This is a genomic window from Streptomyces kanamyceticus, assembly GCF_008704495.1.
Lineage (GTDB): Bacteria > Actinomycetota > Actinomycetes > Streptomycetales > Streptomycetaceae > Streptomyces > Streptomyces kanamyceticus.
Genome location: NZ_CP023699.1, coordinates 3143137 through 3167184 on the forward strand (window position 1 = coordinate 3143137; position 24048 = coordinate 3167184).

Annotated in this window: 16 protein-coding genes; 3 read left to right on the forward strand and 13 right to left on the reverse strand. The window is 70.9% G+C overall.

All coding sequences use genetic code 11. The features are described 5' to 3' along the window. Nucleotides 1-130: 130 nt before the first annotated feature. A complete protein-coding gene (locus CP970_RS12615; RefSeq protein ID WP_107098846.1) occupies nt 131-1663 on the forward strand; it encodes an MFS transporter in 1533 nt (510 codons plus the stop codon). Nucleotides 1664-1803: 140 nt separating this feature from the next. On the opposite strand, the gene serA is transcribed toward CP970_RS12615, so the two are convergent. The 6 genes from serA to CP970_RS12645 form a co-directional block, all read right to left on the reverse strand. Continuing rightward, the gene (serA, locus tag CP970_RS12620) at nt 1804-3408 is read right to left on the reverse strand and encodes a phosphoglycerate dehydrogenase (protein ID WP_055544781.1); all 1605 of its coding nucleotides are present in this window, start codon (nt 3406-3408) and stop codon (nt 1804-1806) included. A 263-nt stretch (nt 3409-3671) separates the two neighbouring features. Continuing rightward, a complete protein-coding gene (gene ilvC, locus CP970_RS12625; protein ID WP_055544782.1) occupies nt 3672-4670 on the reverse strand; it encodes a ketol-acid reductoisomerase in 999 nt (332 codons plus the stop codon). A 108-nt stretch (nt 4671-4778) separates the two neighbouring features. Beyond that, nucleotides 4779-5306, reverse strand: coding sequence for an acetolactate synthase small subunit (gene ilvN, locus CP970_RS12630; RefSeq protein WP_055544783.1), 528 nt, complete (start codon nt 5304-5306; stop codon nt 4779-4781). 29 nt (nt 5307-5335) lie between these two features. Beyond that, entirely contained in the window at nt 5336-7183 is a 1848-nt protein-coding gene (locus tag CP970_RS12635; RefSeq protein WP_191094908.1) for an acetolactate synthase large subunit, read from the reverse strand. Between the two features lie 234 nt (nt 7184-7417). Then, nucleotides 7418-10402 carry a putative bifunctional diguanylate cyclase/phosphodiesterase gene (locus CP970_RS12640; protein WP_055544830.1) on the reverse strand — a complete coding sequence of 995 codons (2985 nt, stop codon included), beginning with the start codon at nt 10400-10402 and terminating at the stop codon, nt 7418-7420. Between the two features lie 384 nt (nt 10403-10786). Beyond that, nucleotides 10787-11740, reverse strand: coding sequence for a 2-hydroxyacid dehydrogenase (locus tag CP970_RS12645; RefSeq protein ID WP_055544785.1), 954 nt, complete (start codon nt 11738-11740; stop codon nt 10787-10789). A 125-nt stretch (nt 11741-11865) separates the two neighbouring features. Between CP970_RS12645 and CP970_RS12650 the strand changes: the two genes are divergently transcribed. Both CP970_RS12650 and CP970_RS12655 read left to right on the forward strand, forming a co-directional pair. Continuing rightward, complete coding sequence (locus CP970_RS12650; protein WP_055544786.1) at nt 11866-12882, forward strand: aldo/keto reductase; 1017 nt, start codon at nt 11866-11868, stop codon at nt 12880-12882. A gap of 85 nt (nt 12883-12967) precedes the next feature. Then, nucleotides 12968-14134, forward strand: a complete 1167-nt coding sequence (locus CP970_RS12655) for a PQQ-dependent sugar dehydrogenase (protein ID WP_055544787.1) — start codon at nt 12968-12970, stop codon at nt 14132-14134. Nucleotides 14135-14155: 21 nt separating this feature from the next. On the opposite strand, the gene CP970_RS12660 is transcribed toward CP970_RS12655, so the two are convergent. From CP970_RS12660 to CP970_RS12690, 7 genes are all read right to left on the reverse strand, one after another. After that, nucleotides 14156-14395 carry a DUF6191 domain-containing protein gene (locus CP970_RS12660; protein WP_055544788.1) on the reverse strand — a complete coding sequence of 80 codons (240 nt, stop codon included), beginning with the start codon at nt 14393-14395 and terminating at the stop codon, nt 14156-14158. 80 nt (nt 14396-14475) lie between these two features. Further along, nucleotides 14476-17619 carry a helix-turn-helix transcriptional regulator gene (locus CP970_RS12665; RefSeq protein WP_224058401.1) on the reverse strand — a complete coding sequence of 1048 codons (3144 nt, stop codon included), beginning with the start codon at nt 17617-17619 and terminating at the stop codon, nt 14476-14478. Between the two features lie 17 nt (nt 17620-17636). After that, entirely contained in the window at nt 17637-17828 is a 192-nt protein-coding gene (locus CP970_RS12670; RefSeq protein ID WP_055544790.1) for a hypothetical protein, read from the reverse strand. Nucleotides 17829-18027: 199 nt separating this feature from the next. Continuing rightward, nucleotides 18028-18693 carry a hypothetical protein gene (locus CP970_RS12675; RefSeq protein WP_055544791.1) on the reverse strand — a complete coding sequence of 222 codons (666 nt, stop codon included), beginning with the start codon at nt 18691-18693 and terminating at the stop codon, nt 18028-18030. A 35-nt stretch (nt 18694-18728) separates the two neighbouring features. After that, on the reverse strand, nt 18729-19307 hold the full coding sequence (locus CP970_RS12680) for a GNAT family N-acetyltransferase (RefSeq protein WP_055544792.1): 579 nt from the start codon (nt 19305-19307) through the stop codon (nt 18729-18731). Then, on the reverse strand, nt 19276-21561 hold the full coding sequence (locus tag CP970_RS12685) for an MMPL family transporter (protein ID WP_055544793.1): 2286 nt from the start codon (nt 21559-21561) through the stop codon (nt 19276-19278). Before CP970_RS12685 ends, CP970_RS12680 begins: the two co-directional genes overlap by 32 nt. A 236-nt stretch (nt 21562-21797) precedes the next feature. After that, nucleotides 21798-23927, reverse strand: a complete 2130-nt coding sequence (locus tag CP970_RS12690) for a phosphocholine-specific phospholipase C (protein WP_055544794.1) — start codon at nt 23925-23927, stop codon at nt 21798-21800. Nucleotides 23928-24048 lie beyond the last annotated feature (121 nt).

A 24048-nucleotide genomic window follows, 5' to 3' on the forward strand; every position in this document is an offset into this window, starting at 1 on the left:
AGCCTACGCCCGCGCCATACAACCGTCCTAGACCACTGTCTTACACGCACGTCCTACAAGCGCGTCCTACACACGCGTTCTATACATCCGTACTAGACAAGCGTTTATGACGCCCGTACAGTTCCTGTCCATGCAGACGAACCCCCGCGCCACCCGCAAGGAATGGACCGCCCTCGCCGTCCTGATGCTCCCGCTGCTCCTGGTCTCGATGGACGTCTCCGTCCTCTACTTCGCGATACCGGAGATCAGCGCCGACCTGGCGCCGAGCGGCACCCAGCAGCTGTGGATCTTCGACATCTACGCGTTCGTGCTCGCCGGACTCCTGATGACGATGGGCTCGCTCGGCGACCGCATCGGCCGCCGCAAGCTGCTCCTCTTCGGCGCCGCCGCGTTCGGTCTCGCCTCGCTCACCGCCGCGTACGCCAACAGCGCCGAGACCCTGATCGCCGCCCGCGCGGTGCTCGGCATCGGCGGCGCGACCCTGATGCCGTCCACGCTGGCCCTGGTGCGCAACCTGTTCCGCGACCCCGGGCAGCGCGCGAAGGCGATCGGCCTGTGGCAGGGCGTCCTCGTCGCGGGCATCGCGCTCGGCTCGGTGCTCAGCGGCGTCCTCGTCGAATACTTCTGGTGGGGCTCGGTCTTCCTGGTCAACCTGCCCGCGATGGTGCTGCTGCTGGTCCTCGCGCCGATCCTGATCCCCGAGTTCAAGGACCCGCGGCCCGGCCGCTTCGACCTGCTGAGCGTGCCGCTCTCGATGGCCGCCGTGCTGCCGCTGGTCTGGGGCCTCAAGGAGCTGCCCGCCGAGGGCGTCAAGCTCCAGTACCTGGCGTCCGTGGCCGTCGGCCTCGTCTTCGCCGCCCTGTTCGTGCACCGCCAGCGCACCGCCGCGTCGCCGATGATCTCGCCTGAGCTGTTCCGCGGCAACGGCCGGGCCTTCAGCGCCGCCGTCTCGCTGAACCTCATCTCCGCGCTTGCGATGATGGGTTCGGCCTACTTCACCACCCAGTACCTGCAGTCCGTACTCGGCAAGAGCGCCATGGAAGCCGCGCTGTGGGCGCTGCTCCCCTCGGTCCTGATCGGCTTCGCGGGGCCCGTCGCCACGGCACTCGTGCAGCGCGGCATGAACCGCGCCAACGTCGTCGCCACCGGCTTCCTCATCTCCGCCTGCGGCTACGGCCTGCTCGCCCTGACCGACACCGACTCGCTCTGGCTGGCCCTCGCCGGTGCGGGTGTCCTGGCCTGCGGCGCCGTCATCATCGGCTCCCAGCTCACCGACCTCGCGCTCGGCGCCGCCCCCGCGGAGAAGGCGGGCACGGCCTCCTCACTCCTGGAGACGGGACAGGAGTTCGGCGGCGCGATGGGCATGGCCCTGCTCGGCTCCATCGGCAACGCGGTCTACCACTCCAAGATCCCTGACTCCGCCCCCACAGAGGCCCGCGAGACGCTCGGCGGCGCGGTGGCGGCAGCCCACCACCTGCCGTCCGCGGCAGCGGACGACCTCCTGACCGCGGCCCGCTCCGCGTTCACCGAAGGCCTGCACGTAGCGGCACTGACGGGCACGACGATCCTGCTCGCGGCGGCGGTACTGGCGGCGGTGACGCTGCGGAGGGTGCAGGTACAGGAGCCGAAGCCGGAGCCTGAGCCGGAGAAGGCTCCGGCCTGACGGAGCCGCACAACACGAACGCCGGACGGGCTGGATGATTCCAGCCCGTCCGGCGCTCGAAATATCTAGCCCCTCCGGCGATTGAGGACGAACTCGGCGAAGCCGGTGATCGACACCAGCCGAACCCGCCGACCAGCCACCTAGTCCGTCAAATCAACCGCACGCGCGGACTCCGCCCCGATCTCCGCAGCCAACTCATTGAGCACCGGCTGCGGCACAGTGTCATCCACGGTGAGAACGGCCAGCGCCTCCCCGCCCACGTCAGCACGAGCGACCTGCATGCCCGCGATGTTGATGCCCGCCTCGCCGAGGACCCGGCCCACCGTGCCGACGACGCCCGGACGGTCCGCGTACCGCAGGACGACCATGTGGTCGGCGAGCGCCAGGTCCACGTCGTACTCACCGATGGCGACGATCTTGCGGAGGTGCTTGGGACCGGCCAGCGTGCCGGAGACGGCGATCTCCTCGCCGCCCGAGAGCGTGCCGCGCACGGTGACCACGTTGCGGTGGTCGGGCGACTCCGAGCTCGTGGTCAGGCGGACCTCGACGCCGCGCTCCTGCGCGAACAGCGGCGCGTTCACGTACGACACGGTCTCGTCGACGACGTCCTCGAACACGCCCTTCAGCGCGGACAGTTCGAGCACCTTGACGTCGTGCTGGGTGATCTCGCCGTACACCTCGACGTCGAGCCGGGCCGCGACCTCGCCCGCGAGCGCGGTGAAGATCCGGCCGAGCTTCTCGGCGAGCGGCAGGCCGGGGCGCACGTCCTCGGCGATGACGCCGCCCTGGACGTTCACGGCGTCCGGCACGAGCTCACCGGCGAGCGCGAGGCGCACCGACTTGGCGACCGCGATGCCCGCCTTCTCCTGCGCCTCGTCCGTGGAGGCGCCGAGGTGCGGGGTGCAGACGACCTGGTCGAACTGGAAGAGCGGGGAGTCCGTGCAGGGCTCCTTCGCGTACACGTCGAGACCGGCACCGGCGACGCGGCCCTCCTTGAGGGCGGAGTGCAGCGCCTCCTCGTCGACGATCCCGCCGCGCGCGGCGTTCACGATGCGGACGGTCGGCTTGACCTTGTGCAGCGCCTCGTCGCCGATGAGACCGAGGGTCTCGGGGGTCTTGGGCAGGTGCACGGTGATGAAGTCGGAGACTTCGAGGAGCTCGTCGAGCGAGAGCACCTTGACGCCCATCTGTGCGGCGCGCGCGGGCTGCACGTACGGGTCGTAGGCGACGACCTTCATGCCGAAGGCGCTCATGCGCTGCGCGACCAGGGCGCCGATGCGGCCGAGGCCGACGACGCCGAGGGTCTTCTCGGCGAGCTCGACGCCCGTGTACTTGGAGCGCTTCCACTCGGCGTTCTTCAGCGCGGTGTTGGCCTGGGGGATGTTGCGCGCGGTGGCCAGGAGCAGGCCGCAGGCGAGCTCGGCGGCCGTGACGATGTTCGAGGTCGGGGCGTTCACGACCATCACGCCGGCCTTGGTGGCGGCGGACACGTCGACGTTGTCCAGGCCGACGCCCGCGCGGGCGACGACCTTCAGCTTCTTGGCGGCGGCGATGGCCTCGGCGTCGACCTTGGTCGCGGAGCGGACCAGGATCGCGTCGACGTCGGCGATCGCGGGCAGCAGCTCGGCGCGGTCCGCGCCGTTGCACTTCCGGATCTCGAAGTCCGGGCCCAGGGCGTCGACGGTGGCGGGCGACAGCTCTTCAGCGATGAGTACGACGGGTTTGCCGTTGGCAGCAGTGCTCACGTGAGTCCTCACAAGTCCATTGCGGACGGCCGTCCCGACGGCCGCAGGCGGTGGAGGGTGCTAGCCGCGTGGAAGACGCACGACGCTGTGGGCCCGACGCGAATGTTGAACAGCAGTGTAGTGGCGTGCTGGGACCACTTTTCCCTGCCGGGGAGAAGGATCACCCGCACGGGGAGCGGGGGGCCAAGAATCAGCCCCTCCGGCGTTTGAGGAGCGGGGTCCGGGGCGGAGCCCCGAGGCATCAGCCCCGGACCCGAGCACCATCACTCCTCGTCGTTGACCCAAGACATCAGCTTGCGCAGCTCCTTGCCCGTGGTCTCCAGGAGGTGGTTCTCGTCCTGGGTCTTGTACTCGTTGTACTTCTTCAGACCGCCGTGGTACTCGTCCATCCACTGCTGGGCGAACGTGCCGTCCTGGATCTCCGCGAGAACCTTCTTCATCTCGGCCTTGGTGGCGTCCGTGATGATCCGCGGACCGGTGATGTAGTCGCCCCACTCGGCCGTCTCGGAGACGGACCAGCGCATCTTCTCCAGGCCGCCCTCGTACATGAGGTCCACGATCAGCTTCAGCTCGTGGAGGCACTCGAAGTACGCGATCTCCGGCTGGTAACCGGCCTCGGTCAGGGTCTCGAAGCCCGCCTTGACCAGCGCGGCCGTACCGCCGCAGAGGACGGCCTGCTCGCCGAAGAGGTCGGTCTCGGTCTCCTCGGTGAAGGTCGTCTTGATGACGCCCGCACGCGTGCCGCCGATGCCCTTGGCGTACGAGAGCGCCAGCGGGAAGCCGTTGCCCGTGGCGTCCTGCTCGACCGCCGCGATACACGGAACGCCGCGGCCCTCCTCGTACTGACGGCGGACCAGGTGGCCCGGGCCCTTGGGGGCGACCATGCAGACGTCGACGCCCTCGGGGGCCTTGATGAAGCCGAAGCGGATGTTCAGGCCGTGGCCGAAGAACAGCGCGTCGCCGTCCTTGAGGTTGTCCTTGATGGACTCCTCGTAGACCTGCGCCTGGATCGGGTCCGGCACCAGGATCATGATGACGTCGGCCTCGGCCGCGGCCTCGGCGGGCGTGACGACCCGCAGGCCCTGCTCCTCGGCCTTGGCCTTGGACTTGGAGCCCTCGTGCAGACCGACGCGGACGTCGACACCCGAGTCACGCAGCGACAGCGCGTGGGCGTGGCCCTGGCTGCCGTAGCCGATGACCGCGACCTTGCGGCCCTGGATGATGGACAGGTCGGCGTCGTCGTCGTAGAACAGCTCGGCCACTGGGAATCTCCTATGTGTGCTGGTGTTGCGACCCACCGTACGGCGGGCGAAGGGAAGAAAGTTTTCAGGTCTCGCCATGCGGGCGCGACCGCGGCTCGTTCCGGCCGGTCAGGCCGAGCGGTCGAGCGCCCGCAGGCTGCGGTCGGTGATGGAGCGGGAGCCCCGGCCGATCGCGATGGTGCCGGACTGGACGAGCTCCTTGATGCCGAAGGGCTCCAGCATCTTGAGCATGGCCTCCAGCTTGTCGCTGCTGCCGGTGGCCTCGACGGTGACGGCCTCCGGGGAGACGTCGACGGTCTTGGCGCGGAACAGCTGGACGATCTCGACGATCTGCGAGCGGGTCTCGTTGTCGGCGCGGACCTTGGCAAGGACCAGTTCGCGCGCCACCGCGGCGTCCGGCTCGAGTTCGACGATCTTCAGGACGTTGACCAGCTTGTTGAGCTGTTTGGTGACCTGTTCGAGCGGCAGGTCCTCGACGTTCACGACGATGGTGATGCGTGAGATGTCGGGGTGCTCGGTGACGCCCACGGCGAGCGAGTCGATGTTGAAGCCGCGGCGGGAGAACAGGGCGGTGATCCGGGCGAGGACACCGGGCTTGTTCTCGACCAGGACGGAGAGCGTGTGCTTGGTGGACATGACGGGAGGTCTCTCTTTCGCTCTCGGTCTCAGTCGTCTTCGTTGTCGCCGAAGTCGGGGCGGACGCCCCGGGCCGCCATGACCTCGTCGTTCGAGGTACCCGCCGCGACCATCGGCCAGACCTGGGCGTCCTCGTGGACGATGAAGTCGACCACGACGGGCCGGTCGTTGATGGCGTTCGCCTCGGCGATGACCTTGTCCAGGTCCTCGGGCCGCTCGCAGCGCAGCGCCACACAACCCATCGCCTCGGACAGCTTCACGAAGTCGGGGACGCGCGTGCCCTTGTTGGGGCCGATGTCGTCGGGACCGCTGTGCAGGACGGTGTTGGAGTAACGCTGGTTGTAGAAGAGCGTCTGCCACTGGCGGACCATCCCGAGGGCGCCGTTGTTGATGATGGCGACCTTGATCGGGATGTTGTTCAGGGCGCAGGTGGTCAGTTCCTGATTGGTCATCTGGAAGCAGCCGTCACCGTCGATCGCCCAGACCGTGCGGTCGGGCTGACCGGCCTTGGCGCCCATCGCGGCCGGGACCGCGTAGCCCATCGTGCCCGCGCCACCGGAGTTGAGCCAGGTCGCGGGCTTCTCGTACTGGATGAAGTGCGCGGCCCACATCTGGTGCTGACCGACGCCCGCCGCGAAGATCGTGCCGTCGGGGGCCAGTTGGCCGACGCGCTCGATGACCTGCTGCGGCGAGAGCGAGCCGTCCTCGGGCTGGGTGTAGCCGAGGGGGTAGGTGTCGCGCCAGCGGTTGAGGTCGTTCCACCAGGCGGTGTAGTCGCCGACGTGGCCCTCGGTGTGCTCGGCCTGGACGGCCTGGACCAGGTCGGCGATGACCTCGCGCGCGTCGCCCACGATCGGCACGTCGGCGGCGCGGTTCTTGCCGATCTCCGCCGGGTCGATGTCGGCGTGGACGATCTTCGCGAACGGCGCGAAGCTGTCCAGCTTGCCGGTGACGCGGTCGTCGAAGCGGGCCCCGAGGGCGACGATCAGGTCGGCCTTCTGCAGCGCGGTGACGGCGGTGACCGCACCGTGCATGCCCGGCATTCCCACGTGCAGCTCGTGACTGTCGGGGAATGCGCCGAGCGCCATCAGTGTGGTGGTGACGGGCGCTCCGGTGAGCTCTGCCAGGACCTTCAGTTCGGCGGTGGCCCGCGCCTTCAGGACGCCGCCGCCCACGTACAGGACCGGGCGCTTGGCGGCGGTGATGAGCTTGGCGGCCTCGCGGATCTGCTTGGCGTGCGGCTTGGTCACCGGACGGTAGCCGGGCAGGTCCTGCTGCGGCGGCCAGGTGAAGGTGGTCCGCGCCTGGAGGGCGTCCTTGGCGATGTCCACGAGGACGGGGCCCGGGCGTCCTGTCGAGGCGATGTGGAACGCCTCCGCGATGGTCCGCGGGATGTCCTCGGCCTTGGTGACCAGGAAGTTGTGCTTGGTGATCGGCATCGTGATGCCGACGATGTCCGCCTCCTGGAAGGCGTCGGTGCCGATCGCCTTGGAGGCCACCTGACCGGTGATCGCGACCATCGGGACGGAGTCCATGTGGGCGTCGGCGATCGGCGTGACCAGGTTGGTGGCGCCGGGGCCGCTCGTCGCCATGCAGACGCCGACCTTGCCGGTGGCCTGCGCGTATCCGGTGGCCGCGTGGCCCGCGCCCTGCTCGTGCCTGACCAGGACGTGGCGCACCCGGGTGGAGTCCATCATCGGGTCGTACGCGGGAAGGATGGCGCCGCCGGGAATGCCGAACACCGTGTCGGCCCCGACTTCCTCGAGAGAACGAATGAGGGACTGCGCACCCGTCACGTGCTCGACGGGGGCGGACTGCTGTCCTGAGGTTCGGGGCCGCGGCTGCGGATGGTGGGCCCCGGTGGCCTGCTCGGTCATCGGCATTCTCTTCTCGAAGCTGAGGGTTTTTGCGGGGTGTTTGCGGGGTTTTGGCAGGTGCCAGTGCAACAAAAAACCCCTCGTGCCGTGAGGCAAGCGAGGGGAGCGCGCCGGGTGCGGTCGCAGGGGTTCCGGTGTTCGGACCGGTCAGTCCCAGCTTCAGCCGACGCGCTTTCCAAGTACGAGAATTCGGGTGCGCATGGCATTGACCCTCCCTCCGGCACGCAGTACCTGTCAAGTAGGTGGGACGGGGGTCTCATTATGTGAGCGGACGAAGCTCGGGGCGTCCGCCGTGAGCGTTCCCGGCGCCCCGCCCGCGAACGACCCCGATGCCCCGCCCGCGAACGAAGCGGCGGGCCCGCCCGCGAACACCGGCTCGGCCGGGCAGCGCGGCACCCGGTACTCGCCCGTCGAGAGCGCCCGGCGCAGCCGGTACTCGTCGAGGGGCCCGGAGAACGCCATGCCCTGCCCGTGCGTGCAGCCCATCGCGCGCAGCGCGACCACCTGTTCGGGCAGGTCGACGCCGTCGGCCACGGAGAGCAGCCCGAGGTCGCCCGCGATGCGAAGGAGACCCGAGGTGATCTTGTAGAGCCGCGCGGACTCGACGACGCCCTCGATCAGGCCGCGGTCCAGCTTCAGTACGTCGACGGGGAGCCGACGCAGCGCCGTGATGGCCGCGTAGCCGCTGCCGAACCCGTCGAGCGCGACGCGTACGCCGAGCCTGCGCAGGGCCGTCAGACGGCGCTCCAGGTCGTCGAGCGGCACCCGCGGGTCGCTGTCGGCGAGCTCGATGATCAGCGCGCCCGAGGGCAGGCCGTGCCGGGTGAGCAGCGCCTCGATGGAGCCGAGCGGCATGGAGCGGTCCAGGAGCCGACGCGCGCTCATCCGTACGGCCACGGGCACCGCGTGACCGGTGCGGCCTCGCTCCGCGGCCTGTTCGACGGCCTCCTCCAGCATCCAGCGGCCGAGCTCGGCCGTGCGGTCGCCCTCCCGCCCCTCGCCGTTCTCGGTGACGCGCAGGAACTCGCCGGGCGTGAAGAGGATGCCCTGCGCCGAGCGCCAGCGGGCCTGCGCGGCGACCGCCGTGATCCGGCCGCTCTCCAGGGAGACCACCGGCTGGTGGAGCAGCGCGAACTCGCCGTCGTGCAGGGCGGCGCGCAGCCGGGTCGCGAGCTGCGCCTTGCGGACGACGTCGGCCTGCATCTGCGGGGCGTAGAGCTCGACGCGGCCCTTGCCCGCGGCCTTGGCGCGGTACATCGCGAGGTCGGCGTTGCGCAGCAGCTCCCCCGCGCCGATGCCCGGTTCGGCGAAGGACACGCCGATGGAGGCCGCTACGCGCACGTCGTTGCCGTCGATGGCGTAGGGCTGGGACAGGGTGATTCTCAGCCGGTCGGCGAGCTCGAAGATGTGCTGCTCCCGCGCGGCCTGGTCTCTGGTGCCGTCGCCGACGATGAGGGCCGCGAACTCATCGCCGCCGAGCCGGGAGGCGGTGTCGCCCGAACGCACCGCCTCCTGAAGTCTGCGCGCGGCCTGGATGAGGAGCTCGTCCCCGGCCTGGTGGCCGATGGTGTCGTTGACGGCCTTGAAGCCGTCGAGGTCGATGAAGAGCACGGCCGTGCCGCGGTCGGTGACTCTGCGGCCGGTCAGGGCCTGGCTGACGCGCCGGGTGAACAGGGCGCGGTTGGGCAGGTCGGTGAGCGGGTCGTGCTCGGCGTTGTGCTGCAACTGCGCCTGGAGCCTGACCCGTTCGGTGACGTCCCTGCTGTTGAAGATGAGGCCGCCCTGGTGGCGGTTGACGGTGGACTCGACGTTCAGCCAGTCGCCGTCGCCGGACCGGAAGCGGCACTCGATGCGGGTGGTGGGTTCCTCCACGGGATTGGCCGCGAGGAATCTGCGGACCTCGTGGACGACCCGGCCGAGGTCCTCCGGGTGCATGAGCGAGGCGAGTTCGGAGCCGACGAGTTCTTCGGCGTCGCGTCCGTAGACCCCGGCGGCGGCCGGGCTCACGTACCGCAGGATGCCGTTCGGTGCGGCGATCATGATGACGTCGCTGGAGCCCTGCACCAGGGAGCGGAAGTGGTTCTCCTTCTGGGCCAGCTCCTGGGTGAGGGTGATGTTGTCCAGGAGCATGATGCCCTGGCGCACCACGAGGGCGAGCACGACGGTGCCCGCGGTGAAGAGCACCACGTGGTCGACGCTGCGCCCGCTGAGGATGTTGTAGAGGATCCCCAACGTGCAGACGGCGGCGGCCAGATAGGGCGTGAGGGCGGCCAGCGAACCGGCGATCGGACGGGTCGCGGCGGCGAGGGCCCTCGGCTCCTCGGGGCCGCTGTCGTACGTCACGTGCGCGTGCCCGCGGCCGGTGCCCCCGTGCGCGTGCCAGGGTGCCGCCCACGGTGCGTACGCGAGGAGCAGCGAACCGGCGAACCAGCCCGCGTCCAGCATCTGCCCCGAGCGGTAACTGGCGTGCAGCAGCGGCGAGGTGAAGAGCGCGTCGCACATCACGGTCAGGGCGAGGGCGCCGATCGCGGTGTTCACCGCGGTGCGGTTGGCGGACGATCGCCTGAAGTGCAGCGCCAGGACCATGCTGACCAGCGCGATGTCCAGGAGCGGGTAGGCGAGCGAGAGCGCGGCGTGCGCGACGCTCTGGCCCTCGAACCGCGCGGTGTGCGCGAGTGCCAGGCTCCAGGAGAGCGTGAGGAGCGAGCCCCCGATGAGCCAGGAGTCGAGGGCGAGGCACACCCAACCGGCCTTCGTCACCGGCCGCTTGGCTAGCACGAGGAGGCCGATGATGGCGGGCGGGGCGAAGCACAGGAAGAACAGGTCGGCGAGCCCCGGACTCGGCACGGGCCGCTCGAGGACGACCTCGTACCAGCCCCACACCCCGTTCCCGAGGGCTGCCATCGCGGAGGAGAGCGCGAAGAGCAGCCATGCGGGTCGAAACCGGCTGCGGCGGGTGCGGGAGTAGCGGAAGCAGGAGATCGCGGCGATCGATGCCGCGATGCTCAGCCCGAAGTCGCCCATGAACAGGGCGAGTCGACCGGAGCCCCAGCCGAGCGCCGAGCCCGTCGCGTACCCGCCGCAGATGATCAGCAGGACCAGCTGGGAGACGAGACCGCGGCCGCCCGGCAGGGGGCGGCGGGTCAGTGGGGCCCTGGGAGGCAGTGGTGTCGCCAGGCCCCCGTCGAGGACGGTGGCGCCGGACGGGCGGGCATTCACCGGGCCGCCCTGGTCCGCGCCGCCCCCGTGTCCGTCCGGCCCCCGGGACAGCCGTGCTGGCTCTGTCGCTGATGAGTACGGCGCCGGCCGCTCGTGCGACAGGTACACCGCCTGCGTCTGCGGGCCGGTGCGCGCGAGAGTCGCCGGCGGCTGTCCCGCCGCGTCGGATCGTTCGCCCATAGGCCGTGCATCGCCCGTCGCCCCCCTCGCGTCTGATGTCTCATCCCCGCGCCGAACGCTCCACGGCGCATCCCCTGTCGGGACGATACACCAGTCTCGTCACTCAGGGACATAGCCTCTCTACGCTCCGTGACTACCGGCAGCGAAGTGGACACGGGGCGCACACGGGCGGGTGCGGAGCGTGCGCGAGTGGGTGTCAGGCGATCAACTGCCCGTGGTCAGCACGACGTTGCTCAGAGGCTGCCCGGCCGCGTAGCGGCTCAGCTGATCGGCCAGCAACCGCTTCGCGCGGGGCAGGAAGGCCGAGCTCGATCCGCCCACGTGCGGGCTGATGAGCACTCCAGGAGCGTGCCACAGCGGGTGACCTGCGGGCAGCGGTTCCGGATCGGTCACATCGAGGGCCGCGGTGATGCGGCCGGACTCCAGTTCGGCGAGGAGCGCCTTGGTGTCGACGACGGGGCCGCGGGCGACGTTCACCAGCAGGGCGCCGTCCTTCATGCGGCTCAGGAAGTCGGCTCCTGCCAGGCCACGAGTGGCTTCGGTGAGCGGCGTCGAGAGGATGACGACGTCGGCGTCGGGCAGCAGCGAGGGCAGTTCGACGAGCGGATGCACGGGGCCGCGCTCCGTGGCACGCACAGAGCGCGCGACGCGCGCCACCCGCGCGCAGTCAAACGGAACGAGCCGGTCCTCAATAGCGGAACCGATCGATCCGTAACCCACGATCAGCACGGACTTGTCGGCGAGCGCCGGATAGAACCCGGCGTGCCACTCCTCCTGCCGCTGCCCCTCCACGAAGCGCGGCAGCCCCCGCAGCGACGCGAGGACCAGGGTGAGCGCGAGTTCGGCCGTGCTCGTCTCGTGCACCCCGCGGGCGTTGCACAGGCGCACGCCGGGCGCGAGGAACGGAACCCCCGGCTCCACATGGTCGATCCCGGCGGTCAGTGTCTGTACGACACGTACGGACGTCATCGCGGACAGCGGGCGTACCGCGACCTCGGTGCCCTTCATGTACGGCACCACGTAGAAGGCGCAGTCGGCCGGGTCGGCGGGGAAGTCCGGACCGCCGTCCCAGTAGCGGTAGTTGAGGCCCGCGTCGGCGGCCGCGGGCAGCCCCTCGATCTCGTGCGCTTCGAACGGAAGCCATACGTCTGTCGTCATGGTCAGGAGGCTAATGCGCCGCCCCGCGCGCGGCCCGCGGGGAGGCCCCGCTCGGGACCGGGACGGCAGCGGTTAGTTTGGATGATCTCCGAACGAGGAGTGAGGAGTGGGGAGGGCACGACCAGGTGGAGCGCAGGACGATCGGTGCGGCGGCACTCGAAGTGGGAGCGGTCGGACTCGGTTGCATGCCGATGAGCTGGGCCTACAGCGGCTCGCGGCAGCGGGGCGACGCGTCGGTGCGCACGGTGCACGCCGCGTTGGACGCCTCGGGGCAGGCGGCGGCGCTGCTGGACACGGCGGACATGTACGGCCCCTTCACCAATGAGCTGTTGCTCGGCAGGGTGCTGAAGGAGCGGCGTGCGGACGCGTTCGTCTCGACGAAGTGCGGGCTGCTCGTGGGCGATCAACACATCGTCGCCAACGGCCGCCCCGGCTATGTGAAGCGGGCCTGCGACGCCTCGCTGCGGCGGCTGCAGACGGAGACCATCGACCTGTACCAACTGCACCGCGCCGACCCCGAGGTGCCCGTCGAGGAGACCTGGGGCGCGATGGCGGAGCTCGTCGCCGCGGGGAAGGTGCGGGCGCTCGGCCTGTGCGCGATGGGCGCGCGCGCCCGGCGCCGGCCGGCGCCCGGCCGACCGGCGGCGGGGCTGCACGACGCGACGATCCGGCAGTTGGAGCGGGTGCAGCAGGTCTTTCCGGTGAGCGCCGTGCAGGCCGAGCTCTCGGTGTGGTCGCCGGAGGCGCTGGACGCGCTGCTGCCCTGGTGCGCGGCGCGCGGGGTCGGCTTCCTCGCCGCGATGCCGCTGGGGAATGGTTTCCTCACCGGGACGCTGACGCCAGGAGAGGGCTTCGAGCCGGACGACCTGCGGGCCAGGCACCCCCGCTTCACCGCCGAGATGATGGCCGCCAACCAGCCGCTGGTGGTGGGCCTGCGCAAGATCGCGGAGCGGCACGGCGCGACGCCCGCCCAGGTCGCGCTCGCGTGGGTGCTCGAACAGGGCCCGCACGTGGTGCCGGTGCCCGGCGCGAAGCGGGAGCGCTGGGCGGTGGAGAACGCGGGCGCCGCCGCGGTGCGGCTGACGGCGAAGGACCTGAGCGAGATCGCGGCGCTGCCCGCGGCGTTGGGGTCGTGGGACTGAGACCGTTCGGCTCTCGTGGCGGTGGATCGGGAACCTGCGGGGCGCGAGCGGTGTATGAACAGTAGAAGCGCTGCGTCGAAGGGACCTGATCGTGCAACGACCTGCTGTTACGGCCGTGTTGGCCGCCGCCGCCCTCGTCTTCGCGGCCGGGTGCTCATCCGGTGGAGGTGACGATTCCGGCGGGCGCGACAGCCCGCTGGAGCCGGGGAGGCCGAGCCAGTCCCCCAGCGGGAAGCCGGGCGCCGACGCCCCGCCGGAGAAGGGCTCGGCGAAAGTCACCCGCACCCTCACCAAGGACCTGAAGTCCCCCTGGGGCCTCGCGGCGCTCCCGGACGGGGACCTGCTGGTGTCCTCGCGCGACGAGGGGACGATCACCCGCGTCGACGCCACGTCGGGCAAGAAGACGGAGCTCGGCTCCGTGCCCGGCGTCGCCCCCGGCGGCGAGGGCGGCCTGATGGGCCTCGCCATCTCCCCGGCGTACGCGTCGGACCACATGGTGTACGCGTACTTCACGACCGAGTCCGACAACCGTATCGCCCGCATGCTGTACGACGAGAAGAAGCCGTCCGGCGAGCAGTTGGGCGCACCCGACACCCTCTTCAAGGGCATCCCCAAGGGCATGATCCACAACGGCGGCCGGATCGCCTTCGGCCCGGACAAGATGCTGTACGCGGGCACGGGCGAGACGGGCGACACCGGCCTGGCGCAGGACAAGAAGTCCCTGGGCGGCAAGATCCTGCGCCTCACCGCGGACGGCGAGCCCGCCCCCGGCAATCCCTTCGGCGACTCCCCCGTCTATTCGTACGGCCACCGCAATGTGCAGGGTCTCGCCTGGGACGAGAAGAAGCGGCTGTGGGCCTCGGAGTTCGGCCAGGACACCTGGGACGAGCTGAACGAGATCAAGTCCGGTGACAACTACGGCTGGCCGGACGTCGAGGGCAAGTCCGGCGAGGAGGGGTATCACGACCCGGTCGCCCAGTGGAAGACCTCCGAGGCGTCACCGAGCGGCGTCGCCTACGCCAAGGGGTCGGTCTGGATGGCGGGGCTGCGCGGCGAGCGGCTGTGGCGCATCCCGGTCCGGGGCATGACACCGGCGGGAAAGCCGCAGGCATTCCTGAAGGGTGAGTACGGACGGCTGCGCACGGTGCTCGCGGCAGGCGGCGACAAGCTCTGGCTGGTGACGAGCGAAACGGACTCGCGGGGCACGCCGAAGAAGGGCGACGACAAGATCCTGGAGGTGAAGGTGGAGTGAGCGAGTGACCCGACCCCGGGGCTACGCCTCCTCCGGGCTCCGTGTCTCCTCAGAGTTCCGCGCTTCCTCCGCGCCCGGCGTCCCGTCCTCGCGCGATGACGGTACCGGGGCGCGTACGACCACCTTGCCCGACGTCAGATCTATCGGTCCCTTTCCGGGGTCACCGTCGGCGAGGTCCACACGCGTCAGTTCCAGGCGCCTCTCCTCGTCCTCGGTGTGCTTGCGTCCCGGTGCGAACAGAGCTTCAAACGGGGTGAACACTGCGCCTCCCTGGAGCCGAGTCTCTGCCGTCAAGCGTAGGCGAGCGCGCCAAATACCGGCCGGGCCCGCGAAAGCGCAGGTCAGCTGGGTGACTGCGCGCTCTCGACCGGGAAGAGCCGGAGCCGGTGGGCGAGCGCCGCGGCCTCGCCACGGCCGGTGACGGAGAGCTTGGCGAGGATGTTGGAGACGTGGACGCTCGCCGTCTTCGGGGAGATGAAGAGCTCCTCGGCGATCTGGCGGTTGCTGCGGCCCACCGCGACCAGGCGCAGGACGTCCCGCTCCCGGCTGGTCAGGCCGAGCGCCTCGGCGGGATCGGCGGGGGCGGCGGGCTCCCGCGCGGTCTCGGTCCTGTCCAGGGGGAGGCGGGCGCGCTGGGCGAGGCCGGTGACGGCGTCGGCGAGCGGCCGGGCGCCGAGCCGCTCGGCGACCTCCCCGGCCCGGCGCAGGAGCTGGGCGGCGCGGTCGCGGTCCGTGTGCTGCGGGGCGAGGAGGGACTCGGCGAGGCGCAGGCGCGCCAGGGCGAGGTCGTAGGGGCGGTCCATGGGTTCCAGGGCCGCGACCACGGTGGCCCAGTCGTCGGGAGCGTCGCGGCCCTCGGAGCGCAGGAGTTCGGCGCGCGTCCATTCGTCGTAGGCGCGCCAGAGCGGGATGGGGGTGGCGAGGGACTTGGCGGCCTTGCGGATCCGTTCGACGGCGGCGGGGCGGCCGGGCTCGGCGACGGGCAAGCCCCGTGTGTCGGCCTCCATCGTGGCGGCGGCGAGCACCAGCGGCCAGCCGTACTTGTAGGTGCCGACGGGCAGGCCGGTGGCGATGCCGCGTTCGAACTCGGCGCGGCCGTCCAGGACGCGGCCCTCGCCCGCGGCGATGTCGAGGGCGATGCGGATGAGCAGAAGGAGGTACTGCGGTTGTGGATCATGGGTGCCGAGGTGCTGGTGGGCCGTCTGCATGTGCCGGGTGGCGGCGGCCAGGTCGCCGCGGAAGAGCGCCAGGCGCGCGGTGCGTTCGGAGGCGGAGACGCGGGGTTTTGAACTCTGCACACAGCGCTGGGTCTGGGTGACGGCTTCGGCCGCCTCGTCCCAGCGGCCCAGCGAGATGAGCGACTCGGCGGCGTTGGCCCAGACCCAGCCCTCGGTGTCCATCAGTCCGTACTTCCGGCAGAACTCGATGCCTTCCATCGCGACCCGCACCGCCTCGGCGGAGCGGCCGACGCCTTCGAGCGACGAGGGGAGATTGATGTGGGCGCGGCTCAGATTGGTGACCAGGGCCTCGCGGACGACGCGGTCCCTGATCTCGTACATCTCGGCGAGGCCCGCCTCGGGGTCGCCCGCCTCGACGAGGAGGGCGCCGCGGGTGAGCCGGGCGTTGAGCTCGATGACGTCGGCCTTGACCATGCGGGCGTACTCGACGGCCCGTTCGGCGGCGGCCAGGGTCTCGGCTCCCGGGTCGTGCAGCATGCCCCAGGAGGCGCGGTGCACGAGCACCTCCGCGTGCACCTCGGAGGGCGGCAGGCCGCGCACCAGTTCCTGCGCCTTGGCGATCTCGTCCCAGCCGTCGCCGCGGCCGAGGGTGGAGACGAGGCGGGAGCGGGCGATCCAGAACCAGGCGGAGCGGAGGGGATCGTTCTCGCCGTCCAGGATGCGCAGGGCGCGCTTGGTGATCTTCAGGGCGCGGTCGCGTTCGCCGCAGAGGCGTCCCGCGACGGTGGCCTCCGCCATCAGGTCGAGGTACTGCAGCGGGGTGGTGGCCGGGTCGCAGCCGCAGGCCGGGTAGCCCTCGACGTAGTCGGCGGGGCGCAGTCCTTCGCGTACGGCGTCGGGGGCGTCGTCCCAGAGCTCCATCGCCCGTTCGAGCAGGCGCAGCTGTTCGGCGTACGCGTGCCGGTGGCGGGCCTCGACGGAGGCGCTGAGCACGGCGGGCAGGGCCTTGGCGGCGTCGTGCGCGTAGTACCAGTAGGTGGCGAGGCGGGCGGCGCGCTGGTCGGCGGAGACGAGGGCGGGGTCGGACTCCAGGGCCTGGGCGAAGCGGCGGTTGATGCGGGAGCGCTCACCGGGCAGCAGATCGTCGCTGACGGCCTCGCGGACCAGGGAGTGCCGGAAGCGGTAGCCGTCGCCGTCCGGCGAGGCGAGCAGGATGTTGGCGCCGACCGCGGCCCGCAGCGCCTGGATCAGGTCGTCCTCGGCGAGCCCCGCGACCTCGGCGAGCAGTTCGTACTCGACGGTGGAGCCGCCCTCGGCGACGATCCGGGCCACGCGCTGGGTGTCCTCGGGCAGTTCCTCGACGCGGACGAGGAGCAGATCGCGCAGGGAGTCCGTGAGGCCCGCGCAGCTGGCGCCGTGGGCGGCGACCGCGAGCTCCTCGACGAAGAAGGCGTTGCCGTCGGAGCGGTCGAATATGTCGTCGACCAGGGACTGTTCGGGTTCGGCCGCGAGTATCCCGGCCATCTGGCGGGCGACTTCGTCCTTGCTGAACCGGCCGAGTTCGATGCGCCGCACCGTGCGCAGCCGGTCCAGCTCGGCGAGCAGGGGGCGCAGCGGGTGGCGGCGGTGGATGTCGTCGGCGCGATAGGTGGCGAGCAGCACGAGGCGGCCGCCGCGCAGCGTGCGGAAGAGATAGGCGAGGAGGTGCCGGGTCGAGGCGTCGGCCCAGTGCAGGTCCTCCAGGGCGAGGACGAGGGTGCGGTCGCGGGAGAGCCGCTCCAGGAGGCGGGCGGTGAGTTCGAAGAGGCGGGCCATGCCCTGTTCGTCGGACCTGCTGCCCGGGTGGCCGCCCGGCGCGGCGGAGCCCAGTTCGGGCAGCAGCCTGGCGAGTTCCTCCTCCTGGCCCGCGGCCGCGGCGGCGAGTTCGTCGGGGAGCTTGCGGCGCAGCGCGCGCAGCGCCGTGGAGAAGGGGGCGAACGGCAGGCCGTCGGCGCCGATCTCGACACATCCGCCGAGCGCGACGACGGCGCCCCGCTCCTCGGCGGCCGCGGTGAACTCCTCGACGAGGCGCGTCTTGCCGACGCCCGCCTCGCCGCCGAGCAGCAGCGCCTGGGGCTCGCCCGTGCCCGATCCCCCGGCTCCGGCGGGCGCGAGCGGGGATCCGGTGGCCCGGACGAGTGCTTCGTTCAGTGCGCCCAGTTCGTCGGCCCGGCCGACGAACACCGGGCTGACGGACCTGGTCTCCACAGCGGCGAGCATCGCACAGTGTGCGGACCTTGCGGCACCCGTTGTCCGCTGAGTGATCATCGACACGGTCCGGCCGCTCAGGCGGCCCGCGTGAAGCGGGTTCTGCCGAGCTTTCCGCCGAGCTGCGCGATCACCCGCCCCTCGGCTTCGTCGCGGGCCGATCGGCGGGCGGCGGCGCGGAGCTTGCGGGCCTCGCGGACCAGGCGGCGGTGTGCGGCCTCCTGGGCCAGCTCGGCGGCGCGCATCTGGTGCATCTCGTAGTCGTACATCTCGTACCCCTTGGGTTCCGGTGGTTCTCGGTGGTGTCCATCGCTCTCTGCGATGTCTCCACTCTCGTCTCCCAGGGGGGTCGCTCGCATCGGGCGACTGCCGCATCTCCATGAGGTGGGGGGCCTTAGGTACGACGAAGGGCGGGGCAGGGTCCTTAGACCCTGTCCCGCCCCTGCCTTACGGCGTGTACGGAATGGCTCAGGAGGGCACCGAGGGCAGCCCGAGCAGCAGGTCGGAGTACTTGGCGATGGCCAGGATCAGCCCGATCACACCGAGCACGAGGCCCGCCCACGCCACGGACTTGATCCACGGCGCCTGCACCTTGCCGGGCGTCCCGAAGGCGGGCTTGGCCAGCACGACGAAGGCGATGACCAGGGCGCCGAGCGCGAAGATGCCGGCGATCAGCGCGGTGGACTGCCAGGAGTCGCCGTACAGGGCCTGGAGCTGGTCGGCGACGCCCGCGGACTGCTTCCGCTGCATCTCCAGCTGCCCCATGATGTTCGAGCGCGCCCCGGCGACGGTGCCGAGCCAGCCTCCGGAGAGGCCGATCACGCCGAGCGCGGCCGCGACGACGGCCGCGGCGCCCTCGCCGACACCGGACGACTTGGCGGTCGCGGTGGACTCGGCCGTGACGTCGTCCAGGTCGTCCTCGTCGTCCGTGTCGTCCGCGTCGGCCGCCTCATGGGCGTCCGCCTCGGCGGCGTCGGCCTCACCGGCGTCGGCCTTCGTGACATCGGTCTTCGTGACATCGGCCTTGGCGGCGTCAGCCGTCTCGTCCGTACCGACCGCGTCCTCGGTCGCGGCGGTGTCCTCTGTTCCGGGTGCGTCCTTGGCCCCGGCCGCCTCATCAGTCTTGGTTCCCATGCCCCGCACCGTACGGACGGAGTCTGAGAGCTTTCTTAATGAACGGCGGCCCGCGCGGCCCGTTCCTCCCGCAGCGCCCGCCACTCCGGCGCGAGCACCGCCCACACCTCCATGTCGTGCCGCACGCCCTGCCAGGGGAAGCTCTCCCGCAGCACGCCGTCCAGGGTGAATCCGAGCCGCTTGGCCGCCGCCTTGCTGCGGTCGTTGAGGGAGGACACGAGCCACTCCACGCGGTGCATGCCGCGCTCGTCGATCGCCCAGTCGACGAGGACCCGCGACGCCTTGTTGATCAGGCCGCGCCCGGCCATCGCCGGCTCCAGCCAGACGGCGAGCTCACAGCCGTCGACGCTCGTGTCGAAGATCCGGAAGGCGACACCGCCGACGAGCGTGCCGTCGACCCAGATGCCGTAGAAGCTGCCGGTGTCGGCGGCCTTCTTGTCCGCGTATCTCTGGAGGAGCTCGCGCGCGGTCTCCAGGTCCTTCACGGTCACGGTGAAGGGCACCCACGGCCCCGTGTACTCACGCGCCCTGTCGACGTGCTCCAGGAATTCCTGTGCCTGCCACGGCTCGACCGGCCTCAGCTCAGCGCCCTCGCCCAGCGATATCGCGAACATCTCGCTCCTTCACCTCACGTGCGTCGTCATGTGCGTCGTCATGTGCGTCGTCATGCAGGTCCCGCTGTTGCGGGATCCTCGCACGATCACCGCGCGCATTCGAACGACATTCCGGCGGCTCGATGCTGATGCGCGGAAGCAGCCGGTCCAGGCGCTTGGGCAGCCACCAGTTGGCGCCGCCGAGCAGGTGCATGAGCGCGGGCACGAGCAGTGTCCGCAGGACGAAGGCGTCGAGCGCGACCGCCGCCGCGAGCGCGATGCCGAACATCGCGATGACCCGGTCGCCGCTCAGCACGAAGGCGAGGAAGACCGAAATCATGATCACGGCCGCGGAGTTGATGACGCGGCTGGTCTCGGCGAGACCGACCCGCACGGCCCTGCGGTTGTCACCGGTCTCCAGCCACTCCTCGTACATCCGGCTGACCAGGAAGACCTGGTAGTCCATGGAGAGGCCGAAGAGCACCGACACCATGATCACGGGCAGGAAGGGTTCGATGGGCCCGGCCCTGCCGAGCCCGAGCAGCTCGCTCCCCCAGCCCCACTGGAAGATCGCGACGACGATCCCGAAGGCGGAGGCGACCGCGGCGACGTTCATCGCGGCGGCCTTGAGCGGAATGCCGATCGAGCGGAAGGCCAGCAGGAGCAGTACGCAGCCGAGCCCGATGACGACGCCCACGAAGAGCGGCAGCTTGCCGACGATGATCTCCGCGAAGTCGTCGTAGCTCGCGGTGACGCCGCCGACCCGCACGTCGAGGGAGCTGTCCGCGCCCGCCTTCGGCAGCACGTCGCCGCGGAGCCGGTCGACGAGTTCGCTGGTCGCCTCGGACTGCGGGGCCGAGTCGGGCACGACCGTGAGGAAGGCGGTGCGGCCGCTCTCGTCGTACGTCACCGGGCTCACGGAGGCCACGCCCTGGGTCGACTTCAGGGTGGTGCCGAGGTCGGTGAGCGCGTTGCGGTCGCCCGCTCCGTAGACCTCGCTGACCAGGGTCAGCGGACCGTTCACGCCGGGACCGAAACCGTCGGCCAAGAGGTCGTACGCCTGTCGGGTGGTGGCCTTGGCCGGGTTGTTGCCCTGGTCGGAGGTGCCCAGGTGGAGCGCGAAGGTGGGCAGCGCGAGCACGGCCATGACGACGACGGCGATGCCGCCGAGCAGCTTGGGGTGGCGCTCCACGAAGGCGGCCCAGCGGGCGGCGAAGCCGGTCGGCAGCTCCGGTTCGGGCCCGTGGTCGGCGAGTCCGCGCCGTTCGCGGCGGCTGAGCGCGCGCGGCCCGATCCAGGACAGGAGGGCGGGCAGCAGGGTCACGGACGCGGCCACGGTGAGGACCACGGTGATCGAGGCGGCGATCGCGACGCCGTTGAGGAAGCTGAGCCGCAGGATGAGCATGCCGAGCAGGGCGATGCAGACGGTGGCGCCCGCGAAGACCACGGCGCGTCCGGTGGTGGCGACCGCCCGCTCGGCGGCGACGGGCACGGAAAGGCCGCGTTTGAGGCCCTTGCGGTGTCTGGTCACGATGAACAGGGCGTAGTCGATGCCGACGCCGAGCCCGATCAGAGTGCCCAGCATCGGTGCGAAGTCCGCGACCGTCATCACGTGGCCGAGCAGCGCGATCCCCGCGTACGCCGTGCCCACCGAGACGAGCGCGGTGGCGATGGGCAGCGCGGCGGCGGCGAGCGAGCCGAAGGCGAGGAAGAGGACGACGGCGGCGACCGCGACCCCGACGATCTCGGCGATCTGGGCGCTCTTGGACTCGGTGAGCCCGATGGCGGTGCCGCCCAGCTCGACCTGGAGGTCGTCCGACGCGGCGCTCTTGGCGGTGTCGACGACCGCCTGCGCGTCCGCCTTCGCGATGTCGTCGGCCTGCTCGTGGAAGGTGACGGTCGCGTACGCCGTACGGCCGTCGGCGCTGATCTGGCTCGCACCCTTGGCGTCGTACGGACTGGTAACGGATGCCACCGCGGGCATCTCGGCGATCTTGTCCAGGGCCTTGGACACCGTCTGCTCGACGTCGGCCGCGCGCACGGAGGTGCCGGGCTCGGTGTGCCAGACGACGGTGTCGCTGTCGCCGCCGAGGCCGTGGAAGCCCTGGTTCAGGAGCTGGGTGGCGCGGCCCGACTCGGTGCCGGGCACCTCGTAGTCGTTGGAGTACGCGGATCCGGCGACCGCGGCGGCCGATGCGGCGCCGCCGAAGGCGAGGAGCCACAGCAGGACGACGACGAGGCGGTGCCTGACGCACCACCGGGCGAGTGCGGCCACGGGCTGGCTCCCTGGGTGATTCGTGGATCTTTATCGGGAACAGCCGTGGATCAACCGAACAGCCCGCAAAGAACGCTTGAAAGGCGACATGAGCGCCAGGGTCACCTTGACAGCCCTTGGAGATCCTTAGTCCCTTTCGTGGCCTTAGTCACAAGGGCACAAGAGGTGCACTGGGGCCGCGTGAGGGGCGCGCGGGGGCTCGCACCGAGCCCCCGCGCGCCCCTCACGCCCGGACCTCAGCCCGAGACGCTCGGGCGCCCGTTCTCGATGTGGCCCATCAGCCGTCGCCGGAAGGCTTCGTCGCCCTCGGCGGTGACCTCGACGTCGTACCAGCCGTGCTCGTCGGCGGTCCGCCAGGCGATGGTGCGGCTGCTTCCCGCCCGGACCCGGACGGTCCGTGTCCGCGAACGAATGTCGGATTCATCCACATATCCGAGCGGCTTGACCGTGAAGACGAGCTGCCCGCGGCCGCGGTTGGCCAGTGTGAGGTGGATCTCACGACGGGTGATCGCGGAGGCGAGCCGCGCGCCGCCGCCCTGGCCGTGCCCACCGCCCTTGCCCGGCCTGCCGCCCTCGAACTCGCGCCGGAAGCCGTTCGGCCCGGTGACCGTGAAGGCGTACGCGTCGCCGGGCACCGGCACGGTCCATGAGCCCTTGCGCACGACGTCCCGGTGCTGCGGGGCCGTGAACTCACCGGCGTACGGATAGAGCGCGAAGTGCGCGCTGGAGCTGCCGCCGTTGCGCAGCCGCACCGTGAGCGCGCCGCCCTCGCCGGGCGTGACGTCCGCGTCGGGCTGGTACGGCAGCGGGCGGGCGCGGCGGGATCCTGGCTCCTGGACGGGCATCGACTGCTTCAGGGGCGGCTGCGGGGCCCAGCGGCCGCTGAACTCCGGTATGGCGCCGGGCTGCTCGACCTCGGGCTGCCGGTGGCCGCGCCGGAAGTCGAAGGCGCCGGTCAGGTCACCGGTGACCTTGCGGCGCCAGGCACTGATGTTGGGCTCCCGCACCCCGGTCCACTTCTCCAGGAAGCGCACTACGGAGGTGTGGTCGAAGACTTCGGAGCAGACGTATCCGCCGACGGTCCACGGCGAGACGACCAGCATGGGCACGCGCACGCCGAGCCCGGTCGGCTTCCCCTCCCAGCGCTCCTCCTTGTCCTCGGCGGACTCGGTGCCCGGCACGGGCGGCGGCACGTGGTCGAAGAAGCCGTCGTTCTCGTCGTAGTTGATGAACACGGCGGTGCGCCGCCACACCTCGGGGTGCGAGGCGAGCGCGTCGAGCACCTTGTAGACGATGGTCGCGCTGTGGATCGGCGAGGAGACGCTGGGATGCTCGGAGTCCTGGGCGGACGGCACCAGATAGCTGACCTTCGCGAGCTTGCCGCCCGCGACGTCCTTGGCGAACTCCTCGGCGAGCTTCCCGGTGGGCACCCGTCGCAGACCGCGTTCGAAGAGGGACCGCTCGCGCCTGGTCAGCGTGGCGACGCCCGCGTCCAGGGCGGCGAGCAGCTTGGCGCGCTCGGCCTCGTCCTTGGCGTCGCGCACCTTGGCGTAGAAGGCCTCCATGTAGGTGAGGCCGGTCCCGGCGAGGACCTTGCGGGCGATGGCCTTGAAGGTGGCGAAGAACTCGATCTGGTTGTCGGTGAAGTTCTCCCACTCCGTGTACGTCTGCCAGCTCACGCCCGCCTTCTCCAGGCGCTCGGCGTACGTCCCCCAGTCGTAGCCGGGGTGCGTGCCCTCGTCGTACGCGTCGTTGCCGACGGCCCGCTTGCCGTTCGCCTCGTAGCCGGTCTTGCCGCTCCACAGGTGGTTGCGGTTGGGGCTGGTGGAGGTGTGGATGGAGGAGTGGTAGGCGTCGCAGACGGTGAAGGTGTCGGCGAGTTCGTAGTGCAGCGGGATGTCCTGGCGCGTGTAGTACGCCATCGTGGCCGCGGTCTTGGCGGTGATCCAGCCGTCCGACCAGCCGTCGTGCCACGCCTTGGAGCCACCGCTCCAGGAGTGGTCGAGCGCCCCGATGTACTGCAGGTCCTTCTTCTGCGTCTCGGCGGCCCCGCGGACCGGGAAGGGCAGGATCGTGCGCACCCCGCCGGGCTGCTCGAAGACGGACTTGCCGCTGGGCAGGGTGATCGCGTTGCGGTCACCGAAGCCGCGCACGCCGCGCAGGGACCCGAAGTAGTGGTCGAAGGAGCGGTTCTCCTGCATCAGGATGACGACGTGCTCGATCGAGTCGAGCCCGCCGCCCCCGTGCCGCGGCTCCCGCGCGAGCGCCTCCTGCAGCGACGGCGGCAGGAACGAGCCCACCGCGGCGGCCCCGAGCGCGCCCCCGCCGATCGCCATCAGGCGTCTGCGCGACATCTCCCCAGTCACATCTCCCACGTCCGACCTCCCAGTTGACACCCAATGGTTCACGGTTGATCCATTGACCTGTTCGGCGGGGACGCTAGTGACGTCCGGTTTACCTGTGAAGTCCGTGGGCCAAAGTCGCGGT